This is a genomic window from Paenibacillus sp. NPDC058071 (assembly GCF_042885235.1).
Taxonomy (GTDB): domain Bacteria; phylum Bacillota; class Bacilli; order Paenibacillales; family Paenibacillaceae; genus Pristimantibacillus.
Map to the genome: position 1 here is coordinate 22,817 of NZ_JBHVSK010000002.1, position 12,818 is coordinate 35,634.

Genomic DNA, 12,818 nt, shown 5'->3' on the forward strand with positions numbered 1-12,818 from the left:
GTTTGATTCCCCTCGAATGATAAAGGTTCACGTTACGAGAAGGTCAATCGTTAATTTATCGAAGCGGAATTGCGCAGAAAATATATAGCCGGTCATTGATCGGATAGTGCTTGGTAAAGTAGCCTTTCTCTTCAAACCAGACTGTCAAATCTGTCAGTGTTGAATAATGCTTGTCGGAATGGGATTCGTCCCCGTCTGCCAGCATAAAATCTGTCATGCAGATACGTCCGTGAGGCTTCAATACTCTCCGCATCTCGTCGATGGCCAGCAGCTTCTGCTCATCCGTTAAGTGGTGAAATGCAAAGCTGGAGACGACAAAATCAAACTTCTCGTCGAGAAAAGGAATTGCGAGAAAGTTCCCTAGCTTTGTTTCCATGTCCGGAAATTTGATTCGGCATTGCTTAAGCATCTCTTTGGATTGATCAACCCCGGCCATCTCGGCTCCTTGCTCCATGCATTTACTAGCTAAGTTCCCCGTTCCTGTGCCGATATCCAATCCCTTTTCTCCTTCAATAGGGGAAACCCATTTAACCGTCAGGTCCAGCGCTTTTTCATAATCTTTATAGGGCTCAGTATCATCTAATACACGCTGGTCGTGAGCGCTTGCCAACCGGTCGAAATCCCATCGATCACGCCAATTATTTCTTTGATCCCTTAATCGTTTGGAGCCTTCCGCAAGCTGATAAATCTGCTCAAGCGGTAGTGACTGCTCACTTTTCACTAAGTCAATCATATGATCCGTCGTTTCAATCATTTGCTTCATTTCCAGCCACTTGGCGAACATAACCGAGCGCTGCAATTCCAAATAATACTGCAGTTCTTTATGGTCGTCGCCCTCCATTTCGGCTAGAGCCTTCTTAATATCCTCGATAGTCATCCCCGCTTCCCGAAGCGAAATGATTGTTTGCAGCCGCCAGACATCTTTCTCTTGAAATTGGCGATACTGGTTGTCCATCTTTTTCAGCGGTGCGATTAATTCTTTCTCTTCATAAAAGCGAATGGCTCTGGGGGAGATATTCAATTTTTTTGCAATTTCTTTGATTTGCATGAAAAAGCCTTCTTTCTTACCTTTGTACTTCTATTTCACCTTTCGTATACTAAGACGCTATTTATAGTAAAAAGTTTATATGAGGAAAGAGTCAATTATTTATCGGAATTTCCCTATCGAAGAAGACGATCGATGCGATCGTCTTGTCGTTAATCACCTGTTCAAACGTCTTCACCGTAAATAATTGTGTTCCGTTCTCCGTTAAATGTATGCCTTTAAGCAGATCCGTCGTTTCCGAAGTTCCATCTTGGTACTTGATTGTAATCGGGTAGTAGTCTAAAGACTGATTAGGACCAACTTCCTTTAATGGACCGGCGGCTTTATCAATCTCTTTCATATTGCGGCTTTCCACTACTAACGCTATCGAGATCGGCGATACGGAAATCGTTTTGAGTATTGCCCTGTAGCCGAACATAGAAACGGCCTTGTTCACCTCATATTGCGTAGAGTAATCTTTGAAATCCAGCTTAAAGTCGGTTTCCCAATCCCCCGATATAATCGTTTTATATTCTCCTGGGTACGGTTCAGCCGCCTGTAAATCTTTTAGCTTAAAATGAATGTTTTGACCGGCTATCACATTTTTCGTGACAATAGTCATTACCAAACTAATGGTGTTCTCTGCCCTGTTTTCATTTGGAACCACTTCATACCCTGTACTCCGGTAACTCTCCTTGATCGTCATGTCATTTTCCAGAAATCGATAGCGCGCTGCATCTAGAACCGTGCCTTTCGGCGCCGTAAAATCCATTAAAATGTAGGTCAAATTGCTGTTGCCAATGACCTGTTTAATCGTAAGCGTGCCCTGTTTATTCGTCACTCGTTTGTTTATGACATATGCGCCGTTTGACAAATATTTAGCCTGCTCATGGTTCGCAGGTTTAAGAAATTTCAAGAAGCCTTCATCGAGCCCCAAATATGCGGCTGCAAATCCAGTTGTCGTCAAAAAGGCCATTATAACGGCAACCCAGATTGCAGGGCGTAGACGTTTCGCGTTGACAAATATTCCGCGGCTTCTAGCCGCATTATTCTGGTTTTGGTTTTGCCTCATGAGGCGGGCCAGCATTTTATTTTTCTGTTCATCGGTTGGATCAAGAGCTTCAAATAGCCGGTTAATGTCGCGGTTAACCTTACTCAATGCGATCTCCTCCCAGATTGATTTTCAGCCGATTGCGGCCTCTCGCCAGCTGCGTTTGGATCGTGCTTTCTTTATGTCCCAGCAGCTCAGATATTTCTTTTACCGAGTAATCCTCGAAGTAGTACAGATAGAGAACGGTTTTATATTTTTCCGGCAGTGAAAGCAATTTTGCCAGCACCTTACCGGACGGCTCACTGCCCTCCCACACGGGGACCTCCGGCAAAGAATCTAAAGCGACTCGACGGGATTTCCACCAGCTTTTATAAACGTCATTACAGTAGTTTCTAACGGTAACCATCAGCCAAGCTTTTTCATGTTCATAGTCATTGAAAACCGTTTGAGCTTTAATCAGCTTTAGAAATATGGATTGAACAGCATCCTCCGCATCAACGGGATTTTTCAAATAGATGTAGCATAGTCTATAAACCATATCTGCATGCCGTTGATAGAGTTCGGCCAACTCTTTATTCGTACGCAATAAAGAATTGCTTTCCATTTTTTCGCCCCCTGCTTACAACACGATCAGTAACTCGAGAATATCTCACTATGTACGAAAAAAACCTTGATTGAGTGAGGCCCACTCAACCAAGGTTAAATAACTTATCGATTGTCCCTTATTGAACTCGCCACTCTTGTGGCCGGGTGAAGTATTATCGTTTTCGTTTTACGCTATAATACCTCATAGCTCGCGGCACTCCTTTAATTTCTAAATCACCGTTATAAACAAGATGACGCAGTCGATACTCGAAATAACCATCGCCAACGTGTTGCTCGCAGTACCCTAGCGCCTCGCCTATGACCCGCGCAGCCTTAATAAAATCGTCGTTTCCCTTATAGCTGTGCAGCTTCTCTACCGTTTCCAACAGATAGGAATCAAAATAGTTCTCGTCTACGCTAACGATATTTTCTCCATCCCAAATACGCAATCCTTCTTTACTTTCTGCAAGCTCCAACCATTCTTGCTCCAACTGCTTTCTCGTCTGATTGGACAACGATCCGCCTGCCTCTTTTTCATCAAAAACTGCTTTCAAATGCTCAGTCGGGATTTCACCGGAATGTCGATAATCGATCCGCCGGTCGATCTGATTAAACCTTCGCTCGCAGGCAGCCCCGACGTTAAATATGAATACATTATTCGGCTTGAAGCTCAGCAAGTGGAGAGCATAACGCAATCCAGCCTGTTCATAAGCGCTGTTGGTGACCCAGACCACGATTGCCGCTTGCGCCGGAATTCGTTCCAACTGCTCCAACAGATGCCGATGATCAGTTTCCGCTTCAGCTTCTTCGGCATCGCTGAAATGATTATTAATACGATCTTTGAGCCATTCCTCTCGTCTAGCCCTGCCTTCCTCTTCATGCAGCCTCCACAGCGGACCTATTGAAAAGAAATCGCCGAAGGTTACGATTTTATGCGAATCGGCGTGCCCCAATTGCTTGATGGCTAGTTTCAAGCTTCCGGCAACCGATTCTCCAAATGCAATATGTACATGAGATGCGCCTTCGTCCGGCTCCCATACAGGCCGCTGGCCTTCCGTATCGAGCAGTCCATCGGACAATTCCTTCAAGCTATTGTACAGCTCGGCTTTCGCATCGTCGTTATTACCAGCAGAATCTAATTGAATCATGATGAGCTTGAGAGCAGTCTTTGCGTCACTCGATGAAAGATCATCAATAGCTTTTTTTATTTTTGTATGCCTATCCATATGACCACTCTCCCATAATGCAATTGAAATTACACCATCACTTTTTGATATATTTTGAGTAAAAGTATACCAAATATAATAGTTTGTTTGTCTATCATTAGGATAGAAAAGAGGGATTTGGAAGGATTTTGTCGAATGATCCCATCTACCTATATGTACATCTGAAGGGAGTTACAGGAAGTGCAGCAAACAACAAGACCACCATCTAATCAACCCAACAGGAGCACCTCAGTTCAAGCTAATAGGACGGTCAACAATCAGTCTCGATTGGCTAGCCCTGTCGGTCAAGCAGGAGGAAATTCGTCAAACCATGCAGGCAATATTAATACGATTGTTTGTCGCAGATGCAAGTCGCCGCAAATCGTCGCTAATAAGAAAGGCTACAACTTTGCGAGCCTGTTCATTACACTCGGCATTATGATTGTTTTTGGGATTTTACTGGCAGCATTACCCGTCTTTTTAGTTATGGATGTATCTACATACATGGGTTCAGGCTCTGCAATGTTCAACATTAGTATGGTTTTATTCGTATTGGGTTTAATCAGTCTATTTCTTGCCTTGCCTGTAGGTATCTTAGTAGGATTCGCCGGACGAAGCACGCTTGTCAACGGGTGCATGAATTGCGGCTATAAATGGACGCCTGGCAGTAAGTAAATCCATCTTTACAACCATCGTCTCCGACTAATTGTTTAAAACTCTAGAACTTAACCATCAGACTCATCCCAAAAAATTACAGATTGCATTCCGCGGTCAAATTGTTTACGATAAGTACCAATTTGGACAGATTGGTGAGGTGTACAGCATGTCAACATTGCGGATTACAGATGTGAATAAGGTTTATCAATCGGACGGCAAGCACGTACATGCGCTCAGCCATTTCAATCTGGAGCTGCGGCCGCATGAATTTGTCGCTATTATTGGGCCAAGCGGCTGCGGCAAGAGCACGCTGCTCAAAATCGTAGCCGGATTGGATAGTCAATACGAAGGAGAAGTAGCGATTGACGACCGGAAGATTAGCAAGCCGGGGATCGATCGAGGCTTTATTTTCCAAGAACACCGTCTCATGCCTTGGCTTACGGTAGAGAAAAATATAGCCGCTGATCTGTCGCTCCGCGACCCCAAGGTGCGCAAGAAGGTCGACGATGCGATCGCGCTGGTCAAGCTGCAAGGCTTCGAGAAAGCTTTTCCAAAGCAGCTGTCCGGAGGGATGGCGCAGCGCGTGGCGATTGCCCGGGCACTGATCCGCGACCCAAAAGTGCTGCTGCTGGACGAGCCGTTCGGCGCGCTCGATGCGTTCACCCGCAACCATATGCAGGAGGCGCTGCTTGATATTTGGCGGACGAACCGGACTACCATGCTGCTCGTCACCCATGATATCGACGAAGCGATCTTTCTTGCGGACCGCATCATCGTCATGAAAGCGAGGCCGGGCGAAATCAAGGAAATCATTCCGATTGAACTGTCGCATCCAAGGACGCGCGTATCCTCCTCGTTCCTCGAATACCGTAAGCAGGTGCTGCAGGCGCTGAACGAGTTCGATCATGCAGAGCAATCGTACTCCATATAAACTAGCTACAAGAGATGGGGCTCCTTACGAGTCTCATCTCTTTTTACTTTGCACAGCTCCTACTTTCTTTTGCTTAATGAGCTCAATTTCTCTTTCCACATATTTGAGCAGTTCCTGATGGGCTTTGCTCAGCTTTTGGTTTTTGGAATAAGCGTAGCCTAGCGTGATTGTTTCGTTCAATTCCTTTTCCAAAGGGACAGCGACTATCTCGCCGCTTTCAATAAGCGGATCGGATAAGAGGCTGAACTCGATAAAGACGCCGACCGCGGCTCCTTCCGCAATCGTCCGTTTAAGCACTTCCTGGTTGTTGGATTTAAAAATGGTATTGACCGCACCGTAGCGCTCCGTGAACTGTTCCATGAATCGGGTCGACAAGCTGCCATTCGTGCTGACAAAAGCCTGCTGCTTCAGCTCCTTCGGCGTAACCTCCGACCTCGTCGCCAGCCATGAATGCTTGCTCACGCAAGCAACCAGCCGCGAATGGATCATTGGAACGAGCACAAGATCCCGGGACTGTTCAGGCTGAACTCTATTCAAATAAATTAAGCCCAAATCGATTCGACTATGCTTAATGTCGTCAATAATATCGACGCTGTCTTTCTCATGCACTTCCAGCTTGACGTAAGGATTGTCCTCTTTAAAAGACAAGATCGCATGCGGCAGTATCGCCATGTAATTGGGGCTGACCGACATGCGGATTTCCCCCCGGATATGATCGACCTGCTCGCTCACCTCTGCTTCGATTTCTTCAAGCTTGGCGATAATTTCATTCGCCTTTTGAATAATAACCCGCCCTCTGTCCGTTGGAACGGTGCCTTGGCGGGATCGCTTGAACAATTCAAAGCCGAACTCCTTTTCCAGCTTAATAATCGATTTGCTAATGCCAGCCTGAGAAACGTGCAGAATTTCCGCCGCCGTTGATATCGAGCCTGTACGGGCGATTGTCGCCAAGTATTGAAGCTGCTCTATGTTCATATTAAACCGCCTTTTAATATAACTGTTGGTCATACAAAGTATAATTCATAGTTATTTTACTTGATTTATCGGATATAGTAGACTGAACCTAATTTCACAGAAGAGGATGAGTCACAATGAAAAAAGTTCAACTGTTACTCCTAATTGCAGTCGTCGGTCTAGTAATGGTGCTTAGCGCCTGCGGCAGCAACAAGGAAACGGATATATCATCGCCGAATGAGCAGGTCAGTGTCAAGATCGGCGTTCAACACGCCGTGCACCCGCTCGTGCTTGCTCAGAAGAAGGGTTGGATTGAGGAAGAATTCGCTAAGCATAACGCAAAAGTGGAATGGGTAGAAATTCAGGGCGGACCGGCTCAATTCGAGGCACTTCTGACTAACCGTCTGGATCTTGCAATTACGGGCAATACAGGCGTAATTACCGGTCAAATTGCCGATATCCCGTTCAAGGAGATTGCAATCGGCAGCACCGGCCAGAAGAATGTAGGCATCTTGCTTCCTAAAGGGAGCGCAGTTAAAAACGTTGCCGATCTGAAAGGCAAAAAAATAGCGGTCGCGAAAGCTACAGCCGCTTACGATATTTTGTTCCGTCTGCTCGATCAGGCGGGGTTGAAAGGTTCGGATGTTCAAATTATTCAGCTGAACGCAGATGAGGCCAAAGCGGCATTCCTCGGCGGTTCCATTGATGCATGGGGCATCGGCGAGCCGTATCTGTCTACAGCCGTTGTAGATGACGGTGCTATCGTATTGGCGGACGGCGCTACGATTAACTACACTAGCCCAGCTTTCCAAATTGCCCGCACGAAATTTACGGAAGAACATCCAGAGCTGGTTACCGCTTATCTGAAGGTAATGGAAAATACAATCCGCTGGCAAAATGAAAATCTGGATGAAGCGGTTAACGTTTATGCCGAAGGCACGAAGCTGAATCCAGACGTTGTAAAGTCCGTTATTCATAACGTTAGCTTTGCCAACGTGCCGGTTTCCGATGCGTTTGTCAAAGCGCAAGGCGAGCTATCCGAATTTTTATTCAAAGAAAAAGCTGTTGATAAAACCGTCGATCCATCGCTTGTCGTGAACAATACCTTTATCGAACAAGCGCTTAAGGAATTGGACAACAAGTAAAAATAACAACCGGTGAGGAGCGAGAACTTATGTCCAAAGTAACGATTCAGCTTGAAGAAATCAGAAAACTGGGCAGACAAGTGCTTGAGCTATATGGTGCAACGCCCGAAGAAGCTGCGCTTGTGACGGAAGATTATTTGGAGGCGGACCTGAGGGGCCGCTTCTCGCATGGTCTGACTTTCTTTAAAAATGCGGTACAGGACTTTCAGCGCAGAGGGAAATATGAAATTGGAGCCTTCGAGGGCTCCTACCTTCATATCGAAGGCAACAGCGATATCGGACATGTTGTGGCGCGGGAGGCGATCGATCTGGCGTTGCCGAAGCTGGCCGAGCGCAAAATCGTCAGCATCGGCTTGTCCAACATTTCCCGCTTCAATACCGCAGGCGTTATTGCCCGCTATGGTGCGGAACGAGGTGCGGTAACACTCGTGTTCGCTTATGGAGGCAGCAGCGTTGTCGCCCCTCCTGGCGCAAAAGCGGCTGCTCTAAACAATACGCCGATCGGCATCGGCATTCCTCATACCGACCCGCTGTTCGTGCTCGATATGGCAACGTCCGAGCGAGCATGGGGACATATAACGGTAGCAAAATATAATGGCGAGAAAATTCCGCAGCATTGGGGCGTTACCGAAGAAGGACTGCCTACAGAACAACCGGAGCAAGTAAAATGGCTGTCGCCGCTTGGCGGATATAAAGGACTCGGACTTGGCTTGGCGCTGGAGATCATTAGCGGCGCGCTTGTCCGCGTACCGGTAGGCTCGAAAGGTCCGGGACGCGACCGCGGCGCGTTGCTGCTGCTGATCGACCCGACGATTTTCGGTCATACGGCCGAATCCTTCAAAGAGCAAGTAAGCGGCTTTCTTGGCGAGCTTTCTGAAATTCCGACCGTTGAAGGGCAACCTTCTATCTCGTACCCGGGTCAAGGCTCGGAGCAGCGCTACCAGGAAGGTCTTGATTCCGGCGTTATTACATTGCACCAGTCAGCCATTGATTATATGCACGAACAGCTGAAGCAGGCTGGACGATCAATATAACGGAAAAGAGATGTGAACATGCGTACTCAAAGCAATCAATTGATGAAACGTCTCATATACGGGTTAGTTTTGCCGGTCATCATCTTGCTGGCCTGGCAGGGCGTCGGTTACTTTCAGCTTCTTCCGCATCAAGTGTTGCCTACGCCAACCGCAATTGCCGACCGTTTTATCGAGCTGATCGCGAACGGTTCGCTGATTTCCAACCTCGGCGTCAGTGTGTATCGTGCGGCACTCGGTTTTCTCATCGGCGGAGGGCTTGGCCTTGTGCTGGGACTGCTCGTCGGTTTCTTTCAAAAAACGGAATACTCTCTTGATCCCACTTTGCAGATGATTCGGACCATTCCGCATTTGGCCATCATGCCGCTGTTTATTCTGTGGTTCGGCTTCGGCGAATTTTCCAAGGTGCTGCTGATTGCCAAGGGCGCTTTCTTCCCTGTGTACCTCAACACATTCCTGGGCATACGAGGCGTCGATGCCAAACTGTTTGATGTAGCCAGGGTGTTGCAGTTCAGCAAATGGAAGCAGATTACGAAAGTGATCCTGCCGGGAGCGATGCCAAACATTTTGCTAGGCGTCCGCCTGTCGATCGGGATGGCGTGGCTCAGCCTCATCGTTGCGGAATTAATGGGCGCGAATTCGGGGATTGGTTATATGATTTCCGACGCTAGGCAGTTCGCCCAGACGGAAGTCGTGTTTGTTGGTATCGTCATCTTTGCCGTAGTCGGCAAATTGACAGACTCTGCCGTGCGCAAGCTGGAGGACAAATTGCTGAGCTGGCGCGACAATTTTAACGGTTAACAAAAACCGCCATTGGCCTACATTTGGGAGGCTAATGGCGGTTTTTACTTTGCATGGATTCTGGAAGCTTTCTCCCCACAGCGATTACATGGATTTCATAGAAAAGTTAATAAAATACATTCAAATGGCGATATACCCTATAGAGTGTTTGAATTCATAGCTAATACTGGGGGAATTAATTATGCAAGAGCTTGTGAAAGAACAAGCGGGTCAGAAAGAAGCAGGGAACGAACGAGCAGTAGAGAAGATGGTATGGGATGAAAAAGTTCATGGCCCTAGAGGTATATTGGGCTGGTTGCTTGTTCCCGTAATAGGCATGGTTCTATCGATGTTTTTTGCAGTGTTCCAATTATTTACGAAGACGATACCAGCATTATTCACATACTCTGAGGTCGTACGAATTGAGACAAGGTCCTTTAGAGAAGTTTATGATTCCGAGTGGACGACAATTTTAATATTTGATGGCGTATTTTACGGGGCTCTTTTCATCTATATCTCCTATGTGATCATTGAATTAATGAGAGAGAGATGGATTGTACCGCGTTTAATGATCATTCTTTATAGCGCGAATATACTATCTGCAATCATCAGAACGGTCTTACTTTTGACGACCGTTGAAGCTGTTAGTGAAGAATTAAAACAATCCTATTGGTCAATTGCTATAGCCGTTGTAATAGGTTTAGTATGGATTCCTTATTTTAAACTGTCCGTTCGAGTGGAAAATACATTTTCGAAGGAAATAACCGAGGGTACTTTAGAGCGCTCATAATTGCATCCGTACAATTAATAAACACCTGTAAATACTGGATCGTTATCCCTTAGTATTTACAGGTGTTTTTATTTCTAGAACCCTCTGACCCGCAGCGCTCTCCCTCACTTATAGTCATGCACTTTAAGAAAATTATCGGACCAAATTCAATCAACCGTATATTTCCTTCAGCTTTAACAAGTGTATTTTATGATTGGACAGACCAATGCAAATATTATTTGGCTTAAACTGGGCCACGGAGTCATCCGAGAAAGTGATCCTCACTTTTGTTTTGATCAGACCCTTGTCCAGCGAAATGTTCTTTACCTCGTTCATGCTAGCTTCAAATGTTGCTCCCGTCAGTCGCCCGGTCGTTCCATCCATTTGGCAAATGATAACCCGTTTATTCGTTACGCAAACGATCATGTGACTATTGAATAAGGGCGCGGCACTTTGGAAAATTAAATGTTTGGTTAATGAAGCAAACTTCATAACATAAAAATAATAGTGGTAGCTCTCATCGGGCTCGGCGATTTGTTTAAAATATTGATCGAAATACGGATTTCTATTAAACAAATAAACACGTCCTTTGATTAAAGTTAATAATTTTATAGATTTCTATTATATGCATAAAGTAGCAGTTTCGACAAGTTTCTTGATTATCCATCGGGACTTTAGTCGCTGCCAGTCAGCGATAAGGGACGCAGAGGAGCCATTCCATGCGGAGCTTATAATGAATGAAGGAATCGATCTACTCGGGGATGAAATACTATACTGAAGGGGTGATTGAAATGAATAAAGCGGAACGTTTTTGGGACAAAACTGCAAGTCAATATGATCAAATCGAGAAGAAGGATGAACAGACGTACCACCAGATCATCCAACGAACGAAACCACATCTCAAAATTAGCGACGTAGTACTGGATTACGGCTGTGGAACCGGATTAATAGCCAATGAGATTGCTGAAGATGTGAAGGAAATTTGTGCGATTGATCTATCCTCTAACATGATCCTAATCGCTGAAAAAAAAGCCAAAGAGCGAAATATCGCAAATATTAATTATGCTCAAGCGATCATTTTTGATGAGAGATATAAGAAAGGTTCATTTGATGTCATCTTGGCCTTTCATGTTCTGCATTTAATGGAAAATGAACATCTCGCTCTGCAAAGGATGAATGAGCTGTTGAAGCCCGGGGGTTTATTCATTTCTGCCACACCATGCGTAGGAGAGAAAGTAGTTCTAAGAAGTCTGCTGTATTTTACAGGTACAGTTGGTTTAATGCCGAGTATAAAGTCATTTAAAAAACATACATTAATCGATACGATTGAGAAGGGGAGTTTTTCAATTATCGAAGCGGATGACTTGAAAAAAAGCTCTCACGAATTTTTTATTGTTGCAAGAAAGCTTTGATCCGGGAACCTTTGCAGCCGTTACGCCAATTATTCGCCGTTTCAGATTATATCAGTATGTAGAGTCGAGCCTTAACACCCGCTGAATCCTCTTGCACAATATAGGACTCAGCTCCATTCACTGTCCACCGTTTTCGAATCATTTCGTAGTTACTTTATCCCTCAACGGCAACACTTCGATTCCTCATTGCCGACGGAGTAACCCCATACTTCTTCTTCCAGGCTTTCGAGAAATGCGAGACATTTTCGAACCCTGTAGCGTAACAGACTTCCGTTATCGATATTCCCGAATGGGTTAGTAGCTCCTTTGCCTTCTCTAACCGACGGTTACGAATCCATTGAAAGGCAGGCTCATTGTAGATCTTGCGAAATTCCCGTTTGAAGGTCGATAAGCTTCTGCCGGACAAATAGGCCAAATCTTGCAGAGATACGGGATTCAGCAGATTCTTCTCCACCACCTCAACAATGTTGGTAGGACGCTGCTGCCTCAGCTGCAAAATTTGGTTCAACAATCCTCTGTCCGCATCCAAAATATCAAATAAGAGCTCCAGCATTTTCAGTTTAATTAACTCGTCTTGAATGGCCTCCGGCTCATTAAAATAAGGCTTGAGCGATGCGATATAGCTTAACAAGCGCTCATTCACCGAATATACGGCAGCCGGAGCAGGCGAGACTGGCTTGGAAGAAGGAAGACTGGATATCTTCATAAATTCATGAAGCAGTTCATCCTTCAGAAAGAACATCATGTAGTCCAATATTTGCCCCGAATCCTCTTCTCCGTACTTCTTATAATCAATGACGATGCCTTTATGCAAAAGCATCATTTCGTTTTTCTTTACCGAATATTCCTCGTCGCCGTATGTGACAATGTAGACCCCTTCTAGAACAACCAATAGAACATGATCCTGCAGATACATCCTCCCGGTTGTAATGTCAGAATAGCCGCATGCTCCCATAACGGATAATCCCTTCATCTTCAGCATGCCCACGCTGGCCAAACTCTGAGGCATTTTCACAGCCTTTTTACTTTCTGCCCTCATTCGCCTCACTCCTTATCTGACTAAAAGATAACACAAAGTCACAGTCGCATTCCAATCAGAAAACACTGGAATATCATCATCCGATTGAATGAGCCGAATTGACAAAAAAAATGAGCTGTACGACAAAGCTCCAGGCAATCGGATCGTTTAATATGAGGTTAAATCTAATGCAAATTGAACAATTTAATTTAGATGATCATGAACAAGGTACTACCAAAATGATAAAAGAGGTGTG

At 45.4% G+C, this 12,818-nt stretch carries 14 protein-coding genes; 7 read left to right on the top strand and 7 right to left on the bottom strand.

The window, feature by feature from the left end; translation table 11 throughout:
- Positions 1 to 55 precede the first annotated feature (55 nt).
- The 4 genes from ACFVTB_RS03060 to ACFVTB_RS03075 form a co-directional block, all read right to left on the bottom strand.
- On the bottom strand, positions 56 to 1,048 hold the full coding sequence (locus ACFVTB_RS03060) for a methyltransferase domain-containing protein (RefSeq protein WP_387744991.1): 993 nt from the start codon (positions 1,046 to 1,048) through the stop codon (positions 56 to 58).
- A gap of 91 nt (positions 1,049 to 1,139) precedes the next feature.
- Positions 1,140 to 2,183 (bottom strand): hypothetical protein, encoded by a 1,044-nt coding sequence (locus ACFVTB_RS03065; protein WP_387744993.1) that lies wholly within the window; start codon positions 2,181 to 2,183, stop codon positions 1,140 to 1,142.
- Positions 2,176 to 2,679: an RNA polymerase sigma factor gene (locus ACFVTB_RS03070; RefSeq protein WP_387744996.1), complete on the bottom strand. Its 504-nt coding sequence runs from the start codon at positions 2,677 to 2,679 to the stop codon at positions 2,176 to 2,178. The genes ACFVTB_RS03065 and ACFVTB_RS03070 overlap by 8 nt, the downstream gene beginning before the upstream one ends.
- A 154-nt stretch (positions 2,680 to 2,833) precedes the next feature.
- Positions 2,834 to 3,886: a DUF1835 domain-containing protein gene (locus ACFVTB_RS03075; protein ID WP_387744999.1), complete on the bottom strand. Its 1,053-nt coding sequence runs from the start codon at positions 3,884 to 3,886 to the stop codon at positions 2,834 to 2,836.
- 180 nt (positions 3,887 to 4,066) lie between these two features.
- On the opposite strand from ACFVTB_RS03075, the gene ACFVTB_RS03080 reads away from it, so the two are divergent.
- Positions 4,067 to 4,540: a hypothetical protein gene (locus ACFVTB_RS03080; RefSeq protein WP_387745002.1), complete on the top strand. Its 474-nt coding sequence runs from the start codon at positions 4,067 to 4,069 to the stop codon at positions 4,538 to 4,540.
- A 148-nt stretch (positions 4,541 to 4,688) separates the two neighbouring features.
- Entirely contained in the window at positions 4,689 to 5,453 is a 765-nt protein-coding gene (locus ACFVTB_RS03085) for an ABC transporter ATP-binding protein (RefSeq protein WP_387745005.1), read from the top strand.
- A 33-nt stretch (positions 5,454 to 5,486) separates the two neighbouring features.
- On the opposite strand, the gene ACFVTB_RS03090 is transcribed toward ACFVTB_RS03085, so the two are convergent.
- Positions 5,487 to 6,428: a LysR family transcriptional regulator gene (locus ACFVTB_RS03090; protein ID WP_387745008.1), complete on the bottom strand. Its 942-nt coding sequence runs from the start codon at positions 6,426 to 6,428 to the stop codon at positions 5,487 to 5,489.
- Between the two features lie 116 nt (positions 6,429 to 6,544).
- Here ACFVTB_RS03090 and ACFVTB_RS03095 point away from each other — a divergent pair, with 116 nt between their 5' ends.
- The 4 genes from ACFVTB_RS03095 to ACFVTB_RS03110 all read left to right on the top strand — a co-directional run bounded on the left by ACFVTB_RS03095 (position 6,545) and on the right by ACFVTB_RS03110 (position 10,153).
- On the top strand, positions 6,545 to 7,552 hold the full coding sequence (locus ACFVTB_RS03095) for an aliphatic sulfonate ABC transporter substrate-binding protein (RefSeq protein ID WP_387745011.1): 1,008 nt from the start codon (positions 6,545 to 6,547) through the stop codon (positions 7,550 to 7,552).
- A 29-nt stretch (positions 7,553 to 7,581) separates the two neighbouring features.
- Complete coding sequence (locus ACFVTB_RS03100) at positions 7,582 to 8,586, top strand: Ldh family oxidoreductase (RefSeq protein WP_387745014.1); 1,005 nt, start codon at positions 7,582 to 7,584, stop codon at positions 8,584 to 8,586.
- Positions 8,587 to 8,604: 18 nt separating this feature from the next.
- Positions 8,605 to 9,384 (top strand): ABC transporter permease, encoded by a 780-nt coding sequence (locus tag ACFVTB_RS03105; RefSeq protein ID WP_387745016.1) that lies wholly within the window; start codon positions 8,605 to 8,607, stop codon positions 9,382 to 9,384.
- Between the two features lie 181 nt (positions 9,385 to 9,565).
- The gene (locus tag ACFVTB_RS03110) at positions 9,566 to 10,153 is read left to right on the top strand and encodes a DUF2569 domain-containing protein (RefSeq protein WP_387745019.1); all 588 of its coding nucleotides are present in this window, start codon (positions 9,566 to 9,568) and stop codon (positions 10,151 to 10,153) included.
- Between the two features lie 150 nt (positions 10,154 to 10,303).
- Here ACFVTB_RS03110 and ACFVTB_RS03115 read toward each other — a convergent pair whose 3' ends face one another.
- On the bottom strand, positions 10,304 to 10,708 hold the full coding sequence (locus ACFVTB_RS03115; protein WP_387745022.1) for a PH domain-containing protein: 405 nt from the start codon (positions 10,706 to 10,708) through the stop codon (positions 10,304 to 10,306).
- A 161-nt stretch (positions 10,709 to 10,869) separates the two neighbouring features.
- On the opposite strand from ACFVTB_RS03115, the gene ACFVTB_RS03120 reads away from it, so the two are divergent.
- Positions 10,870 to 11,544: a class I SAM-dependent methyltransferase gene (locus ACFVTB_RS03120; RefSeq protein WP_387745025.1), complete on the top strand. Its 675-nt coding sequence runs from the start codon at positions 10,870 to 10,872 to the stop codon at positions 11,542 to 11,544.
- 154 nt (positions 11,545 to 11,698) lie between these two features.
- On the opposite strand, the gene ACFVTB_RS03125 is transcribed toward ACFVTB_RS03120, so the two are convergent.
- Positions 11,699 to 12,583, bottom strand: a complete 885-nt coding sequence (locus ACFVTB_RS03125; RefSeq protein ID WP_387745028.1) for an AraC family transcriptional regulator — start codon at positions 12,581 to 12,583, stop codon at positions 11,699 to 11,701.
- Positions 12,584 to 12,818 lie beyond the last annotated feature (235 nt).